Source organism: Fodinibius sediminis, assembly GCF_900182555.1.
GTDB lineage: Bacteria > Bacteroidota > Rhodothermia > Balneolales > Balneolaceae > Fodinibius > Fodinibius sediminis.
Window position 1 is genome coordinate 27,819 of sequence record NZ_FXTH01000011.1, and the last position, 17,808, is coordinate 45,626.

A 17,808-nucleotide genomic window follows, 5' to 3' on the forward strand; every position below is an offset into this window, starting at 1 on the left:
CAAGATTAGGGATAAGCTACTAATTATTTTCAGGCCGAAAAAATAAATAAGAGAACAGGACGCTTCAGTGTGCAGAAGTTGAATCCTGATCCCGGGTCATAGGTACAAAACGCACCGGCAGCTCGCGGCTGATCCGTACCTTGCCCTCTTTGCTTTTTGTTACTCTTGTAAGCGTCTGTATTTGGCCTGCAGCACCAACCGGAGCAACCAGTACTCCGCCCGGTTTAAGTTGATCAATAAGAGGCTGGGGGATGGTTTCAGGCGCTGCCGTCATGATAATGGCATCGAAAGGGGCCTGTTTGGGCCATCCCCTGTATCCGTCCCCTATTTTTGTTTGAATAGTGCTGTACCCCAACTGATCGAACCGGGACCGGGCCTGTTGACCCAGTGGAGCCACTATTTCGATGGTGAAGACATGCGGCGTAATTTCAGACAGCACCGCGGCCTGATAGCCGCTGCCTGTTCCGATCTCCAGGACTTTCTCACCTGCTTGCAGATCCAGCATCTGGGTCATGTACCCCACAATGAAAGGCTGTGAGATGGTTTGCGCGTGGCCGATGGGCAGGGGGCGGTCGTCATAGGCAAACTCCTGGTACTGGCCCGGCACGAACTCGTGCCGGGGGACGTGCCGCATGGCATCCAGAACCCTGGAATCTGAGACTCCCCTCCGTGCGATGTCTTCCTTTACCATCTGGTGCCGTTCGTCCCGCCGTTCTTCGAAACGGGGCGGTTTCCATTCAGCCTCCGACTGGCTTATTTGGGCCTGGGAGACCATAGGGGAAGCGTTGGTGGCGGGAAGGAGCAGGAATACCGAGCAGCTGAGAACGGCTGTGCATAGTATGTTAAAAACGACTTTCATGGCATCAACTTTTAATCAGGAGTTAATTAAAACATGATGGAGGAGCTGTTTAGTTCATTTTTTGTGTAGGGCGCAGGGGGATTTTACGGTACAATAAAAGTTGCCTGATTCTGCGTTAACAAATAAGATGTTAATAACCTTACGTTTCACCGTTATCAATTATGCAGGAGATCTCATGGAAAAACCGTCGCTTACTGTTCAGCTTTTTACGGAAGCCACATCCGATTTTGAAACCTCACAATATAGAATTCTGGCAGCGCTGAAAATTATTTCAGATGACTTTCAGAAAAACAAGATCTATCCCCATCTCAGCCACCTCGTCGAACTTTATGCAACCCTCGGCAATGTGCTGGACCGGCTGCAGGATGCAAGGAAAAAATTCCCAAAGCGGATCAAGAGAATTGATTTTGTCAACCAGGTTATTGAGCATGAAGTGGTTTTTGTACCGGGTTCAGATCTAACCAAGACAGAGGATCTTATCGAATGGGCCCTTCCCTATATACGGGCAAAAATTGAAGAGGGTCGTACCATCTATGAATTCGCGAGCGAAGAGATCAAGCTGCAGGAGGTGGGGATCATACCGAATTATACCGATGAGGGATATCTTTTTGTCCCTGATAATGAACGTTCCAGGTTGCTTCTTTTTCAGTATGAGGTTTCTGTTTTTGAAAGTTCAACGGCCAAGTACCGCTCGTTAAAAACCTCCTTCCTCAAGGCGATTAACAAAGGCCGGGCCCACCGGTCGCCGAATGCTATTAAACTCAATTTAATCAGCGAACATGGCGTGCTGCCCAACCCGGCCACCTATGCCTTCAACACCCGGCTCCAGTTTCCCTTCCAGGAAACCATTTTTCCGATTACCAAACGCAAGTTGATGCAGCAGCTGTATGATGAGCGCTGATTCCAGTGGGGGAGGCGGCTTGTTTGGAATTGGAGAGAATGGCGGTGGTTTCAATGTCACGGTTATGAACTGTCTACAACCGTCAGGGTACATCGCGAGATGCAAACCAGCTTCTGGCTGGGGGTATGGATCTTTGTCTCCCAGACCTGGATGCGCCGCCCCCGCTGCACGGGAACAGCGGTACCTGTTACGCTATCCCCCTTCTTTACCGACCGGATGTGATTGGCGTTGATTTCGATACCTACAGCGGTTTTACCTTCCTCCCTGATGTTTAGCCAGGCGCCGATGGAAGCCAGCGTTTCTGCCAATGCCACCGAAGCGCCGCCATGTAAAATGCCGAAGGGCTGAATCGTGCGTTCATCTACAGGCATGGTGGCTTTGATTTCATCTTTCTTGAAGGAGACGAAGCTGATGCCGAGGGCATTACCCATGTTGGCCTGACCGGAATCAAAAAAATCTTGTACGCGTTTTTGAATATCAGATTGGATATACATAAATATTATTTTACCATTAATAGAGCTTTCTGCATAATAGGAACAGCCAGAGAGAAATAAAATTATGCTTTCAAGTGAGTTATAATCAATTATATTGATGCTATAACCGCCAGCAAACGAGGGAATATCATGGATTATCAGCCGACAACTATTCTAAGTGAAGTTGACAAAGGGTTGCAAAAACATGACAAGGAGGTTCTTTTTGCAACGAAACGAGAAGGGGACTGGGTTGATATTGGGAAAGAAGAATTCCAGGAAAAGGTTCGTCACTTTGCACTGGGTCTCTATGAACTGGGTGTGCGCCGCGGCGACCGTGTCAGCCTGCATTCCGAGAATAGTGCTGAATGGCTGATCTGTGATCAGGCGATACTGTCGATTGGGGCTGTTGACGTGCCTATCTACCTGACACAACCGGGAAAACAGATACAGTACATCCTTGAGAACGCCGAGGTGAAAGTTCACATTGTATCCACCGATAAGCTGTGGAAGGATACACGCTCGCGCATAGAGAAAGTGGAAAATATTGAGGCAGTCATCAGTATCCTGGGTACTGAACAGAAGGAAGTGATGAGTTTCGAGGATATTCTTGAGAAGGGAGCCCGTAGAAATGAAGAAGATCCAGGGCTTATCGAGCGTCTAAAGTCGGAAGTGGACCCCGATGACCTGGCAACCTTCATTTATACCTCGGGAACCACGGGTGCTCCCAAAGGGGTGATGCTCACCCACTGGAACATCGCCTCCAATCTGCTGGCCTCCCTGGAGCGGGTACCCTTCGGGGACGATGTGCAGGAAGACCAGCGGATGCTTTCTTATCTGCCGCTTTCTCACGTCTTCGAACGGTTGATAACCTACCTGTACATCCGGCTGGGGTATCCCATCTATTATATCGAGGAGGTGGATCAGATCCGGGATGATTTTGAATACGTGAAGCCCTATTACCTGGCGACCGTCCCGCGCCTGCTGGAGAAAATACACACGGGTATCAAAGTAAGAGGGCAGGACATGAGTGGCCTTAAAAAACAGCTCTATTACTGGGCGATCAACAGGGCAGAGGAATATGATCCGGAGCATCCGCCCACCGGCTTGGCAGCCCTCAAGCATAAGATTGCCGATAAGCTGGTTTACAGCAAGATACGGGCACTTTTTGGCGGGAAACTGCTGGGCGTAGTGAGTGGGGGAGCTGCCCTTTCACCCACGCTCTTTCGCTTTATGAATGCCCTCGGGATCATATGCCTGCAGGGGTATGGGCTGACGGAAACTTCGCCGGTGCTGTCGGTTCACGACAAGGATCACATGCGCGTGGGCAGCGCGGGCCTTCCCCTCTCCAATGTGAATATAAAGATTGCAGAAGACGGGGAAATTCTGGCCAAGGGCCCCAACATTATGAAAGGATACTACCGCAACGAGGAGAAAACGAAGGAGGTATTTAACGAGGACGGCTGGCTGAAAACGGGAGATGTAGGCAAGCTGGAGGACCATTATCTCTTTATTACGGATCGTAAAAAATCAGTGTTTAAACTTTCCACGGGTAAGTATATTGCCCCGCAGATCATTGAGAACCGGTTGATAGAAAGCGGCTTTATTGAACAGGCGATGGTTGTTGGTTACAAGCGGAAGTTCTGTGCCGCCCTGCTTGTACCGAATTACGAGAATATAGAGAAGCGGCTAAAGGGACGGGGAGAGTCGATATCCAAAGAACCAAGCAAGGAGCCCAAGGTTCGCAAGCTTATCCAGCGGGAAGTTGACAAGGTGAATAAAAACCTCTCGCCCTGGGAAACCGTCAAAAAGTTTGTACTCCTGAAGGATCCTTTTACGATTGAGTCGGGTGAACTGACCCCCACGCTGAAGGTCAAACGTCCCCAGGTGAAGGAACATTACGAAGAGGAAATCAATTCTATGTATGAAGAGGAGGAAGAGGAATAACAGGGAAACGATCAACACCCCTGCAGCTCCAATGCTAACACCAAAATTATTTATATGAGTCAGGCTAAATATTCTATTCAAAAAGTTGCAGTACTGGGATCGGGAACAATGGGGAGCCAAATTGCCGCACACTGTGTGAATGCCGGTTTGGATGTTTGGCTGCTGGACCTCAAGGATGAGGAGAGTGAGAACCCGAACCGGCAGGTGGTCGAAAATATCAAAAAACTCAGGGAGATGAATCCCTCGCCACTTGGGCGGCCCGACTATGCCGATCGCATCACGCCGGGCAACTTTTCCGATGACCTGGATATGCTTTCAGAAATGGACTGGATCTGTGAGGCGGTGATTGAGAAAATGGATATTAAAAAGGATTTACTGGCCCGGGTTGAGGAGGTGCGATCGGAGGGCTCCGTCGTCAGCTCAAATACTTCGGGGCTGCCGATCGGGGAGATCAGCGAAGACTGCTCGGATGAGTTCAGGGCCCATTTCCTGGGAACCCATTTTTTCAATCCCCCGCGGTACATGAAGCTGATGGAGGTGATTCCCACGGCTGATACGGCCGGGGAAGTCATCAATGCGATGAGCCGCTTCTGTGAGCGGCAGCTGGGCAAAGGAGTGGTGAAGTGCAAGGATACACCCAACTTCATTGCCAACCGCATTGGTATTTTCTCCATCGCCAGCATTATGCCCTATTTTTTTGACGGCACTTTCCGGGCTGAAGAGATTGACTTTCTGCTTGGTACCCTCACTGGTTATTCCAAGGCTGCTACCTTCCGCACCGCCGACATGTCCGGCCTGGATGTAATTCATCATGTGGCTGCCAATCTGTATCCGGCCATACCCGGGGATGAGCGTCGGGAGGTGTTCGATCTGCCCGAGACCTTTGAAAAGATGGTGGAAGAGGGACGGCATGGCAACAAGGCGGGACAGGGCTTCTACAAGAAAGTGAAAACCGACTCCGGTAAAGAGTACAAGGTGATCAATCCGGAGACCATGGGTTATGAGTCACAGGTCAAACCCGAATTCGAAACTGCTGCCGTGGCCAAAAAAAGGTTCAAGAGGGCCGGAGAGCGGCTGCACTTCCTGGTGAACGAGGATGATAAAGTAGGGGAATTTTTGTGGAAGGTTCAATGCGACCTGATGCTGTATGCAGCACATCGCATCCCGGAGATAACAGACTCGGTGGAAGCCATCGACCGGGCCATGAAGTGGGGCTTCAACTGGGAGCTTGGGCCCTTTGAACGCTGGGATGCCATTGGTGTGAAGGAGGTCGTTGCACGTATGCAGGATGAAGGCCGGGAGGTACCGCAATCGGTGCTGGAAATGCTTGAACAGGGTCGAGATCAGTTTTATAACCGGGAGGAAGGTACCGTCTACAACCTGGCAACAGGCGAGGTGGAGCAATTGAGTGCACCGGCGCGCGGGGCTGTGCGGGTTTCGGATCTCAAGTCTGAGAATAAAGAGGTATTTGGCAACGACAGTGCGGGGTTGTATGACCTGGGACAAGGAGTGGCCCTTTTCGAGTTTCGAACCAAACAGTATACCCTCGGTTTTGAGCTTGTACAGTCGCTGCAAAAAGCCTGTGATGTCGTTGAGGAGCAGTTTGATGCCCTGGTTATCAGCCATGACGGGGAGAATTTTACCTATGGGGCCAACCTCATGGAAGCGATGGGAGCCTGGCAGGAGGGGGACAAAGAGCGGGTGAGGCAGGCGGTGAAAAATTTTCAGCAGACTGCCGTCGGATTGCGTTATCGTCCGTTTCCAGTGGTAGTGGCGCCTTTTGGGCGTTCGCTGGGCGGCGGTGTGGAGTTTATCCTTCATGCTGACAAGGTTGTTGCGCACCATGAGTTGTATGCCGGCCTGGTGGAGGCAGGCGTGGGCCTGTTGCCTGCGGGAGGCGGGACTAAAGAGATGCTTCACCGGACGATGCAGAAACTGATGCAGGATGAGCAGATCGATCCCCTGCCCAACGTAAAGGAGACGTTCAAGACCATAGGCATGGCCAGAGTCTCTGACGGGGCACCGAATGCACAGGAGCTCGGTTACCTCGGGGCATCCGACGTTATCGTGATGAACCGTGATCTTTTGATTGCCGAGGCCCGGGCGGAAGCCCGCCGTCTGGCAGACAGGGGGTATCATCCTCCGGCCAAACCGCGGGTGAGGGTGCTTGGCAATCAAGCACTGAGCTCTCTGAAGATCATGCTCTACATTATGCACGAGGGTGGCTTTATTACCGATTATGACCAGGTGGTGGCTGATAAAATTGCCTTTGTACTGAGTGGCGGTGATCTGAGTGAACCCCAGGAGGTCCCGGAGCATTACCTGCTCAGGCTTGAGCGCGAGGCGTTCATGGAGCTGCTGGAGGATGAGCGAACCCAGGCCCGCATTGAGCACATGCTTAAGAAGGGAAAACCGCTAAGGAATTAATAGCAAGAAAAAAGTAGAAGGTAGAGAGTCATAAGTACAGATCGTTTTGATAATATCATCGTGATTTACGGCTCTACACCTGAGTGTATTTGGTTAAAATATCAGTTGATTATGAATAATTTTAGAGATCTTCAGGTTTGGCAAAAAGCCGTAAATCTGGTAACTCATGTCTATCAATTGACTGAGAACGTTCCAAAAACAGAACAATATGGTTTAACAAACAAAATTAGAAGAAGCGTTATTTCAATAAGCTCAAATATAGCGGAAGGAGCTGGTAGAAAATCTAAAAAAGGATTTAAGCAATTCCTTTACATCTCCACAGGGTCATGTTATGAATTAGAAACTCAGCTTACCATTTCGCAAAACTTGAACCTTGTGGATGAGAGTGAATATGAAGCTGTCAAAAGGAATTGATTGAGATTCAGAAAATGATATATGCTCTGCGAAAAAGCTTGCAATGATATAAGAAAATAACTTTTTACTTTAAACTTTTTGCTTATGACTACCAAGGAAGCCGTAATTGTAGCCGCTGCTCGAACACCTACTGGAAAAGCGAACAAAGGTTCACTCCGTTTTACCCCGCCCGATACGCTTGGAGGGGAGATCATAAAATCACTGCTGGAACGGGCTCCAAACCTCCAGCCCGAAATGATTGACGATGTGATTATGGGGTGCGCATTCCCGGAAGCGGCACAGGGACTGAATATCGCCCGCCAGTGTGCGGCCCTGGGAGGCCTTCCACCATCGGTTCCGGCGGCGACGATGAATCGTTTTTGTTCGTCGGGACTGCAGACTATCGCTCAGGCTGCTGAACGAATTATGGTGGGCGGGGCGGATGTGATTGTTGCCGGAGGAGTTGAGTCCATGTCGCTGGTTCCCATGGGCGGTTATGTTTCGCGGCTTAATCCGGAACTGGTGGATAATTACCCGGAAATCTATATTAACATGGGACTTACAGCCGAGAAGGTGGCTGATAACTATGAGGTGAGCCGTGAAGCCCAGGATGCCTTTGCCTACCGCAGTCACCAGCGAGCGATTAAGGCCTGGGAGCAAGGATATTTTGAGGATCAGGTTGTGCCGATCCAGGTAAAAGAAAAGAAGGTGACGGCCGGCGGAGAGGTGGAGGAAAACGAATTCTTGTTTGATACGGATGAGGGACCCCGCCGCGATACCTCTGAAGAGATATTGGCAAAGCTGAATCCGGCATTCAAGCAGGGCGGAACGGTCACGGCGGGCAATTCTTCGCAGATGAATGACGCGGCGGCGGCCGTTGTGGTGATGAGCCGGGAGAAGGCGGAAGCACTTGAGCTGAAACCGATGGCTAAATACCATGCCTTTGCTGTGGCGGGAGTGCCCCCTGAAATTATGGGCATCGGTCCGGTGGAAGCGGTACCGAAAGTTCTGGAACAGACCGGCATGGAACTGGCTGATATGGATCTTATTGAGCTTAATGAAGCTTTTGCCGCACAGTCCGTCGCCGTCATACGCGAGCTGAATATGGATGAGGAAATTGTCAACATCAACGGCGGTGCGATTGCGATGGGGCACCCCCTGGGATGTACCGGGGCAAAGCTGACTACCCAGATTCTGCATGATCTCCAGCGACTTGATAAACAGTTTGGCATGGTGACCATGTGTGTGGGCGGGGGAATGGGGGCCGCCGGCATTTTTGAAAATTTGGCATAGCTTTGTCCATCAGCGGGCTGTTTCTATTGTCACTATTATTCAATCTACCAATGCTATTGACCTATGTTTACCTCAGATACCCTCAAGGACGAAACCATCCTGATTACCGGCGGAGGCAGTGGCCTGGGACTGGCCATGGCCAGAAAATGTGCTTCTCTTGGCAGTAATATTGCCATATGTGGCCGAACCGAGGAAAAACTTCAAAAGGGGGCTGAGAAAATTAAAGAGATGGGATCGGGAGGAACCGTTCGCTATTATGTAGCGGATGTCCGGGATTACGATCGGGTCAAGGAGATGATGAGACAGATCATAGCCGATTTTGGCAAGATGACCGGTTTGGTGAATAATGCCGCGGGAAATTTCCTGTCGGCTTCCGAAGATCTGAGCCCCGGCGGATTCAAGGCTGTCGTGGACATCGTACTCCATGGATCCTTTAACTGCACGCATGTGTTTGGAAACTACCTGATCGGGGAGGAGCGGGCAGGCAACATACTTAATATGGTAACAACCTACGCTGAATCTACGGGGTCGGCCTTTGTGCTCCCTTCCGCCTGCGGAAAGGCGGGCGTACTGGCTATGACGCGATCACTGGCCTACGAATGGGCTACCTACGGTATTCGCTTGAATGCGATTGCGCCCGGACCCTTTCCCACAGAGGGGGCGTGGGAGCGCTTGATGCCCGATGAAAGCGCAGAGAAAAAATTCCTGTCAAAAATACCGGCCGGCCGATATGGTGATAAAGAGGAGCTGGCCAACCTAGCTGTCTTCTTAATGTCGGATATGGCTTCCTACATCACCGGCGAGTGTGTAGTGATTGATGGGGGCGAACGCCTGGCGGCCGGGCAGTTTAATTTCATTGACAAGCTGGCCCCCCGCGAAAAGCTAAAGGAATTTTTCAAGAGCATGCATAAAAGGGAAGGATAAGGGGAGAGACACCAACCTTGGGCAGGGGGGGAGGTTCGATCCCTTTTTTCATGCTGCCATCCACCTTGCTGTTTGTTTCTACACTCTGTTCAAACGCCGGTCGATCTTGTCGAGTGTTTTATTAAGCTCCATGAGATGATAGCCGTTATATATGGTTGGACGCTTTAGCTGTATGGACTTAATAAATTCCATGGCAGCAAGTTCGGCAGACTTGGAGGCATCAAACGACTGGCGTTTGAAATAAAGATGGCTGCTATCGTGCTCTTCGGCCAGGCGCACCGTTTGTTCCAGCGCATTACAGTCGGCAAGGTAGTTGTGATCGGCTGCCACGCGGTGGTGACTGGCGGTTTGGGAAGCCGCATTGAGATAGATATTGGCCGTAGCGCCGCTGTCAAATCGAATAAAAAGGTGCAGGGCGTGCGGATTTTGACTATTGAGTGTTACACTTTTCAGATCAGTATGATGTACCGCCCCGTTAATCCATCGCAGGCAGAAGGCCAGCTCATTGATCCACAGGTAATCGAAGCTGGAGTCGGACTCCGTGCGCTGGGCATGGGGCATCTCACGAACGACCTGCATGAAGGTGGGCTTGATTATTTTTTTAGCCATCCATTTGGAGGCGGGATTCAGCGTCGGCCAGTGCGAAAACTGGATCCGTACATTCGCTTCCTCGGCAGCATGGTATACTTTTTTAATGAGCTTAGTATTGCCGGTGGGCAGTGGTCCCACCAGAAAGGTATGCAATCCCATCTTTACAGTTTCCAGCAGGTGCTCAAGTCGATTTGGTGTATCATCGAGAAGAAAACAGGCATCAATGGGACCGATACTGGAGAGTTTGGCAGCAATAGTAACTTCAGACACCGATTGGTGAGTTCGCAAATGCTTTTCCCAGGCGATGGCCCTTTCGGCAGACCCGACGATTCCAATTTTCATAAGCAGGAGCTTCTATAGTAATTAATACAGCATAATTATGAAATTGGAATCTAATTTCAAAACGGTTTATCAATTCCAGCACTTACCAGTCTCAATCGGGCATAACAAGCGCCAGAATGAAATAGAGCAGTATGGGACTTCCCCATCCGAGAAAGGTTGTGATGACGAAAATAATACGTATGATGGTCGGGTCCCAGCCAACATACTCTGCAATTCCACCACAAACTCCTGAGATCATTCGATCACTGTGTGACTTTTTTAATCGAGCTGCCATAAATATTCAGTTCATTTACTTGGTTGTCCTTTGAAGGTAGATCATACGCAACTTCTAGGAGGATGTTTCAGCTGTCTTAACGTTCAAGTAAAAAGAGAGTCCGAAGTAGTAGCAGGGGAATAATAAGGAGCTGTAAAGCAGGAGCGGGGAGGCACGGTCATAAAAGTAGATCAAAGCCAGGAAATGAATGACAAAGAATGAGCCGAGCAGCAGGGTGGTTTTCCGCAGAAAAAGGGTACGGGTCGGATAAACATATTTGACGGGTAAAAAAGTAGCGACTGCGAAGGCCAGCATAATCAGGGTTGCCCAAAAGACGGAAAGCTGGAGAAGAAAAATATAAACGACGACAATATTCCAGTAGGAGGGAAAGCCCAGAAAGAAGTGATCACTGGTCTTGGCCTCTGTATTGGAGAACCCAAGTGCACTGGCCGCTGCACAGACCAACAGCACCCAGAGCGGCAGGTGCATCGTAGCATAGATCCAAAACAGGGGGATGGCTGTCCAGGTGAGATAATCAACAATATTGTCCAGCAGCGCGCCGTCGATGGCGGCCGCATGTTTTTTTGTTTGAACCAGCCGTGCGAGGGCGCCGTCCACCGAGTCGATGAGTACCGTTCCGGCAAGCGCCCAGAGCGCCATTTGATAGGATTCCTCGAAGATGAGAACCAGGGCCCACAGGGCTAAGGCAGCCCCGGAAGCCGTGAACAGGTGAACCCCATAGGCGGCTATTTTTTTCACAGGCGGATTGTTTTGGACGTTACGATTTCCATGGCTACGGCAACCCACAATAAAATAAAAAAAGCGGAACCGATGAAGTTATTAATTGAACAGATAATACCGATCAAACGGTATAAAAGGCAATTTGAACAATTAAAATGATAAGTCTCGCCCCAAATCATACCCAAATTCAACTAACACCAGAATGGATTGCCACGGTTAATGAAGACGGTTCATACTACGATACCGTCGAAAAAGTGGGGTAATCGCTGGTTGTATCGCTTTAGGCATCACTACCAGCGATCCCCTTATTAGATATTATCTGTCAGCATTATGTGTATTCATGGTCCTGAAATTATACATATAAGGTAGCCTATTTTAATTTTAACAGTATAGGCGTGGGAAATCGTTTGCAGGCATTCTTTCTGTATAAATAAGGTCATGTTAAACCTATCCTTTAGTACCTTGTATTTTACGTAAATATTTTAAGTGTTCATTCAGATCATTGATATATCAATATTTTATTTAAAAAGTTATATTGTTAAGTAGCATTTATATTTTCCTGCCAATCAATGTGTTATTGCTAATAATAAAATAGGCTAATGCCTCATAATAATATTGACCTTTACTTCGAAGAGAATCCCAATCCCATGTGGATCTTTGAAAGGGATACCTTAAGAATTATTGATGTAAATGAGTCTGCATTATCATTATATGGGTATCACAGGGAAGAAATGTTGTCACTCAGGATTACGGACCTGAGAACAAAAGAAGAGATTCCTAAACTTCTCGAATCTGTCACGACAGAAATACAGTCTTTTCAAGATGCTGGTGTTTGGAGGCATAAGACAAAAGCAGGGGATGAAATTTATGTCAACATCTTATCTTATCCGATAAAGGTAGAAGAAAAAAAATGTGAACTGGTCTTGGCCAAAGATATAACAGAGCTTAAGAAGACCCAGGAAAAGCTTGATAGAAGAGAGAAAATCTTCGAGATCTTGTCAGAAAATGTGGCTGGAACCTTTTTTGTCTTTGATTCAAATGGGAAGATGTTACAATGGAATAATTATGTAGAGGAAATTACCAATTATACTGCAAAAGAAATCTCTGAAATGAATGCCCTGGATTTTGTTGACGATGGAGAAAAGGAAAAGATTTCTGATGCTATTCTGGAAACTCTTCAATCGGGATTTGTAGAAGTTCAGGGTAAATTAAAAGGGAAGTTTGGGAAAGAAACTCCATTACTCTTTAAAGCAAGCTGTGTAGAGATTGATAACAGAAGTTGTATAGTCGGAATAGGGATAGATATCTCAAACTTATTAAAAGCTCAGAAAGACGCTCAGGAACATCTTGAACTTCTTCAAACTATTATTGATAACTCAGAATCAGTCATGTATCTAAAGGACAACCAAAACAGGCTGGCTTTTGTTAACGATGCTTTTGCTGAGCTATTTGATATCAACAAAAATGAGGTGATTGGGAAAAAAGACACCGGATTAATTGGTCCAGAACAGGCAAAAAAAGTAAAAGAAAACGATGATTTGGTTCGGTATAACGGGCATGCAAAAAATTTTGAAGAAGTGCTCGAAATTGATGGAGAAACTCGAACATTTTTGAGTACCAAAACAGTAATTAATGGAATTCAAAAATATGATGGTTTCATTTTTGGGATTTCTACCGATATAACAGAAAAAAAGCAAACAGAACATGAATTAGAAAAGACGATTAAAGAAAAGAATACACTTCTATCAGAAGTTCATCATCGAGTTAAAAATAATCTTGCGATCATTTCTGGCCTGATAGAGCTTGAAGTGATGGATGCCGATAATGAGCAAATAATTAGAAAACTCAAGGATAGTCAGTCTCGTATAAATTCAATTGCGTTGACACATGAACTTCTATACCAGGAACAACATTTTTCTGATATTAACTATGGTGATAATGTCAAAAAATTAGTTGCCCAGGTAACCGATACTCTTGGCACTGAAATAGAAATTAGATTTGATGTGGATCCTTTAAAGCTCAATATAAATCAAGCATTACCCTGTTCACTTATTATTAATGAAATTGTAACGAATGCTATAAAACACGCCTACAGGGGAATAGATGAGCCGGAACTATATGTGGTAGTTAAGGATAGGGATGGAACCATAAATCTAAGAATTGAGGATAACGGTATCGGCCTACCTGAAGGATGTGATATTAACTCACCAAACGCCCTTGGAATGCAACTTATCAATACGCTGATTAAACAACTTGAAGCTGACATAGAAGTCACAGTTGAGGATGGGAGTAGTTTTGAAATTTGGTTCAAGAAACAGGATGTGAAAGGTACAGGTAGTTCGATACTTAATAATATCGAATAGCCACGACTTGATCTGACAGTCAACCGTTAGAAGTTGGGTTTAGTAGTCAGGTAATCTTCTTGGTCTTTCGAAGATTATGCATATGTCCTATTCGATTTATATGTTCTCCCGTTTATACTTATCGATTTTCCACATTTATCGCTTCAGTGCCATCAAAGCTTACTATTGATGTCCCAAAGTTTGGGCTTGCGTCACTTCGAAGGCAGAAAAGAAATTGAATATATCCAAGATTTCCGGAAGGCGTAATTCTCACTTCCATTAATCTTCTGTCATCCAGGTAATCTTTTGTCAAGTATTTTCGTATTTCCTGAAGAAAAATTCTCTCTGCATCCCGGGTTACATAGCCCATAATAACGGGAAGCAACTTTTCGATGGTTTTTGCAACCGTTGCACTATGCCCGAGGGAAATGATATCCTCGAGCCAATGGAAATTGGCATTTTCATCGGATTCAATTCTGACTTCCAATGAGGTTTCATTATCATCGTCCAGTTCCGCTCTAATATAGAGCTCAAGAGTTATATCAAGATCCCCATTAAAAAAATTATTTATAACGATTTCTAAGGGTAACTTATATTCAATTCGGTTGTTATGCCACGTTGATTCGATATCAGATCGAAATCTCAGGTATCGAATACCATTGATCTCTTTGTTCATTTGTCTAAAGGCCAGACTATCAATCACTGATTGTGAGATATCCCGGATCTGGTTTTCTCCTTCAACAGCAATCTGGCGTGGTTCACCGATGGGGGACCACAAGTTCCCACTATTTAATCTTCGTGCCAACAGTGATAAAGAAGTATCTTTGAAGACAGAAAAATCTTCTGATCCTCTGGCTGGAATATCGTTGTTAATGTTTGCGTAATGAACACGAAGCCTGAACTGAAAGTCACTTAGGTTAACATTATTTTGCTTCGCTCTTATTTCCCAGTTTGCCTGAATCTCTTCACAGGGGCTTACTGTTGATTTGGAAACTTCAAATTCAGCTACTTCAAGAACTTCTCGAAGATCTGGTATTGTCGGTGGAGGAAGGATAACACCATCATCTCGAATCAGATTTGGGTCGAGTTTAATTTTCATTTTTCCCTCTTATTATTAGACTGATTTCCAATCCATGATAAATGGAATGACCTTTTATGACTCTGTTAGTTCACTTCAACCAGATGAGTAATTGATTGAAGATCAATTAGGTACGACCAGAAATCAGTAGTTTAATCCCTTGTTTTTAAAAATACTTAGGCATGATGACTAAATATTATTATTAGTTTAATATAGTTAGGGTTGATAACCAAGGAATTAATTCATTAATATGGTCGGGTTTGAAAAAAGAAGCGATGGGTATAAGCTTAATTAGAGAAGCGGATAAACCTATGTGGCCTAAGCTTTGGTTGTAGTTTCATTACATTTAATCATCGATGATGGAAAACCTCGTACTTAATAATGTTATGATTATTAGTTATGACAACCGGTGAAAGTGTATGTATGAAAAAAGACCTATGAATCAACTGGAAACTCTTTCTTTTTTACTGATAATAGCGATTTTTAGTGGTTGTTCCATTTTGGTTAGCGATACTCAAACATCACAAATTGTCGGAAAATGGGAATGGATTCGTTCAACTGGTGGAGTTATCGGAGAAACTGTTAACTCTGATTCTGCTGGTATTGCTAATCGTCAGATTGTATTTAAATCTAATTCTGCGTTTTCCTTTTTTCGAGGGGATACATTAGTAATTGCAGGGACGTATTCGTTTCACAAAAGTGAGGGTGAAACGGTAATCAATTATGATACAGAAACGGGAAGCTTCATAGATCAACGCCTTCGATTCCAAGGGGAGGATACGCTCATATTGGCTGATGAATGCTATGACTGTTTCATTAATTACTACAGCCGAGAGGAGTAAATTCTTCGAGACTAAATAATAAAGGGGATATATTTCGCTATGTTTGAAACCTGTAGCCTTTCAATCCTTTGTTGTTTACTCTGGTACCTCAATAATTTATAAAAGACTGGAGAGATGAGATGCCACAATTAACAAAGGTTGCGCTTGAGCATGATTCAGTTTGATATAATCCCCTGAAAATAAAACCGGGAGATCATCTAAATATTCCGTTTACCCCCCATAAACGCCCCCGAGGCTGTAAACAGGTGAACCCCATAGGCGGCTTTTTTCACAGGTGGATTGTTATGGACGTTATGATTTGCATGGCTATGACAATCCATAATAAAATAAAAAAAGCGGAACCGATGAAGTTCCGCTTTGAAAGGATAACAGCTTATTGAAAATTACTCAATAGTGACCGTCCCTTCTGATGGTTGATAGCCAACGTAGCTGACTGTCAGGCTGTGGGTTCCCTGGTTTAGTCCCGGGATTGAAAATTTGCCGTTTTGGTCGGTGGAAGAGCCCTTGCTTGTCCCTGCAATAACCACATTGGCACCAGCAAGAGGAGTGTTGTCTTTTGTGGAAATGACTTTCCCCGTGAGCGTACCAATCTTGCTAGCTTTAACATCTTGAAGTGTCATCTGGGAGGTTTCAACTTCGGGAGACTCTAACTGCGTATATCCTACAACTGCTACTTCATCCAAGCTGTTTACCCTTTTTTCATTTTCATCACTTGCTGACGAAGCAGATTGCTCGTCAGAACCATCTCCGCTCCCTGCAAGTCTGAAAATCATGGGCAGCGAGTATTGTACGCGAACCGGCTGGCCGCGCTGTCTTCCTGGTTTGAATTTTGCTTGCTTGACAACTCGTAATGCCTCTTGATCCAATGATTCACTTACACCGCGAATAATTTCTGGATTTTCAACTTCTCCCTCTTCATTCACAATGAACCTAATGATCACTCTTCCTTGATCGCCGGCTTCTCTTGCTTCTTCCGGATAGTTAATTTTTGTCTGAAGTTCTCCGAGGCCGCCAATAAGCCGCGGCATCTGTTCGACGGCAACGAAGAAGTCTTCCTGTGCCTTGGAGTTAGGGTTAACCTTTGATGCAGATGCTGGTTTTAAGTCTGACAATACTGTTTGTACATCAATGCCCTCATGGAGCTGAATTTTAACAACTCCATTTTGACCAGAATTACCATACGCATCAGTAGCATCTTGTCCTTTTAAAATGTTAACGGAGGAAATATACTCTGACTTGAGTCGTGATAGGGCATTGGGTGCATCCACTTCGTTTTCAGAGATAATTTCCCCATTTATTATATAAAGAGGCTGATCTTTGTCAGCTTGCAGATTCAGTTGAGACTGCGCCTCCTGGAACTCAGTGTTGGTGATACCATCGTCGCTGCTAAGGTCGCTGCAGGAGATCGTCAGCACGACGAGGGTGGCGGTTGCGAGTGTCAGCAGAAAGCTGGATCGAAAGGTAGCAGTTGAGATGTTTTGGGTAGACATAACCTGGATACGTTTTTTTAATGATGAAGGATTAACAGCCATGCTCATGGCAAGATTGCTGTTTTGGTATTCGCGCTCAGCAAGTTCGAAAAGGAGGTTGGCATATCGTTTCCTGGAAAATTGCGTATCGGCCAGTACCTGTCCGTCGCAGGTAATTTCGCGGTACTCCTGGCTGCTTCGGTACAGGTAATGGGAGAGGGGATGAAACCAGAATAAGGCTTTCACGACCATTAACACGCCATTGAGCAGGAAGTCCCGGTGTTTGATGTGCATGAGCTCATGACGTACGGCCATGGCGGTTTTTTCCGGATCCGTTTTAAGCTCGGCCGGAATGACAATCCGGGTTTTGAGCCATCCGTAGGTGAACGGTACACTGGCCTGTGCTGAAAAAGCGATGAGGGGATTGATATGCTGAAATTTTTTGTCGCCTGATGGAATATAGGGTTCGTCCATCTGCTTCAGCCTGCTAAATGACAGCTGTTGCCCAATTTGTTTAAGCTGAATAGCGTTGACGCCCAGCTTGCACAGGTGATACAGTGCTCCCAGAATGAACAGTGTGCTGAAGAATCCAATCCAAAGCATGGGGCTGGAAAGGGTTTGCCAGAAAGTAGGCGTGGCAGGAGCTGCGGACACCACAATGGGGTTTTGGATGACGATGAGTTTAGCTGTGGCTCCTTCAGATGAAACCAGGAGTTGTCCCAATGCTTCGACCCCGTAAGATCCTATAATGCCCAGAGGCAGGGCAAGCAGAAGTGCCACCCGGCTGTGATATTGATAGACAGGCTGCCAGCTATCTTTCCGGCGTAAAAACAAGATGACCGGGATCGCAACGATGGTCCATATCACAACCGGAAACCAAAAGGGCTGCAACAGGGCCGTTCCCATCCATTGTAAAAAATCGGTTAACGCATACAT

At 46.4% G+C, this 17,808-nt stretch carries 15 protein-coding genes; 8 read left to right on the forward strand and 7 right to left on the reverse strand.

Annotation, left to right across the window (positions count from 1 at the left end):
• Window positions 1-64: 64 nt before the first annotated feature.
• Window positions 65-859 carry a protein-L-isoaspartate(D-aspartate) O-methyltransferase gene (locus tag FN808_RS12485; RefSeq protein ID WP_221930038.1) on the reverse strand — a complete coding sequence of 265 codons (795 nt, stop codon included), beginning with the start codon at window positions 857-859 and terminating at the stop codon, window positions 65-67.
• Between the two features lie 175 nt (window positions 860-1,034).
• On the opposite strand from FN808_RS12485, the gene FN808_RS12490 reads away from it, so the two are divergent.
• Window positions 1,035-1,760, forward strand: a complete 726-nt coding sequence (locus FN808_RS12490) for a hypothetical protein (protein WP_142714943.1) — start codon at window positions 1,035-1,037, stop codon at window positions 1,758-1,760.
• Between the two features lie 62 nt (window positions 1,761-1,822).
• On the opposite strand, the gene FN808_RS12495 is transcribed toward FN808_RS12490, so the two are convergent.
• On the reverse strand, window positions 1,823-2,254 hold the full coding sequence (locus tag FN808_RS12495; protein WP_142714944.1) for a hotdog fold thioesterase: 432 nt from the start codon (window positions 2,252-2,254) through the stop codon (window positions 1,823-1,825).
• Window positions 2,255-2,383: 129 nt separating this feature from the next.
• On the opposite strand from FN808_RS12495, the gene FN808_RS12500 reads away from it, so the two are divergent.
• The 5 genes from FN808_RS12500 (at window position 2,384) to FN808_RS12520 (ending at window position 9,214) form a co-directional block, all read left to right on the forward strand.
• Window positions 2,384-4,177, forward strand: coding sequence for an AMP-dependent synthetase/ligase (locus tag FN808_RS12500; RefSeq protein ID WP_142714945.1), 1,794 nt, complete (start codon window positions 2,384-2,386; stop codon window positions 4,175-4,177).
• Between the two features lie 54 nt (window positions 4,178-4,231).
• The gene (locus FN808_RS12505) at window positions 4,232-6,604 is read left to right on the forward strand and encodes a 3-hydroxyacyl-CoA dehydrogenase/enoyl-CoA hydratase family protein (protein WP_142714946.1); all 2,373 of its coding nucleotides are present in this window, start codon (window positions 4,232-4,234) and stop codon (window positions 6,602-6,604) included.
• A gap of 111 nt (window positions 6,605-6,715) precedes the next feature.
• Window positions 6,716-7,018 carry a four helix bundle protein gene (locus FN808_RS12510; protein ID WP_221930039.1) on the forward strand — a complete coding sequence of 101 codons (303 nt, stop codon included), beginning with the start codon at window positions 6,716-6,718 and terminating at the stop codon, window positions 7,016-7,018.
• An 84-nt stretch (window positions 7,019-7,102) separates the two neighbouring features.
• The gene (locus FN808_RS12515; protein ID WP_142714947.1) at window positions 7,103-8,290 is read left to right on the forward strand and encodes an acetyl-CoA C-acyltransferase; all 1,188 of its coding nucleotides are present in this window, start codon (window positions 7,103-7,105) and stop codon (window positions 8,288-8,290) included.
• Between the two features lie 63 nt (window positions 8,291-8,353).
• Entirely contained in the window at window positions 8,354-9,214 is an 861-nt protein-coding gene (locus tag FN808_RS12520) for an SDR family oxidoreductase (protein WP_142714948.1), read from the forward strand.
• A 78-nt stretch (window positions 9,215-9,292) separates the two neighbouring features.
• Here the strand turns inward: FN808_RS12520 and FN808_RS12525 are convergent, their stop codons facing one another.
• From FN808_RS12525 to FN808_RS12535, 3 genes are all read right to left on the reverse strand, one after another.
• Window positions 9,293-10,147, reverse strand: a complete 855-nt coding sequence (locus FN808_RS12525) for a Gfo/Idh/MocA family oxidoreductase (RefSeq protein ID WP_142714949.1) — start codon at window positions 10,145-10,147, stop codon at window positions 9,293-9,295.
• Window positions 10,148-10,238: 91 nt separating this feature from the next.
• Entirely contained in the window at window positions 10,239-10,421 is a 183-nt protein-coding gene (locus FN808_RS12530; RefSeq protein WP_142714950.1) for a PspC domain-containing protein, read from the reverse strand.
• 54 nt (window positions 10,422-10,475) lie between these two features.
• Entirely contained in the window at window positions 10,476-11,159 is a 684-nt protein-coding gene (locus FN808_RS12535) for a CDP-alcohol phosphatidyltransferase family protein (protein WP_142714951.1), read from the reverse strand.
• Window positions 11,160-11,740: 581 nt separating this feature from the next.
• Between FN808_RS12535 and FN808_RS12540 the strand changes: the two genes are divergently transcribed.
• Window positions 11,741-13,504 (forward strand): PAS domain-containing sensor histidine kinase, encoded by a 1,764-nt coding sequence (locus FN808_RS12540; protein WP_142714952.1) that lies wholly within the window; start codon window positions 11,741-11,743, stop codon window positions 13,502-13,504.
• 118 nt (window positions 13,505-13,622) lie between these two features.
• Here FN808_RS12540 and FN808_RS12545 read toward each other — a convergent pair whose 3' ends face one another.
• The gene (locus FN808_RS12545; RefSeq protein ID WP_142714953.1) at window positions 13,623-14,582 is read right to left on the reverse strand and encodes a hypothetical protein; all 960 of its coding nucleotides are present in this window, start codon (window positions 14,580-14,582) and stop codon (window positions 13,623-13,625) included.
• A gap of 416 nt (window positions 14,583-14,998) precedes the next feature.
• Here FN808_RS12545 and FN808_RS12550 point away from each other — a divergent pair, with 416 nt between their 5' ends.
• Window positions 14,999-15,403 carry a hypothetical protein gene (locus FN808_RS12550; RefSeq protein WP_185958387.1) on the forward strand — a complete coding sequence of 135 codons (405 nt, stop codon included), beginning with the start codon at window positions 14,999-15,001 and terminating at the stop codon, window positions 15,401-15,403.
• A 383-nt stretch (window positions 15,404-15,786) separates the two neighbouring features.
• Here the strand turns inward: FN808_RS12550 and FN808_RS12555 are convergent, their stop codons facing one another.
• A complete protein-coding gene (locus tag FN808_RS12555) occupies window positions 15,787-17,808 on the reverse strand; it encodes a TonB family protein (RefSeq protein ID WP_142714955.1) in 2,022 nt (673 codons plus the stop codon).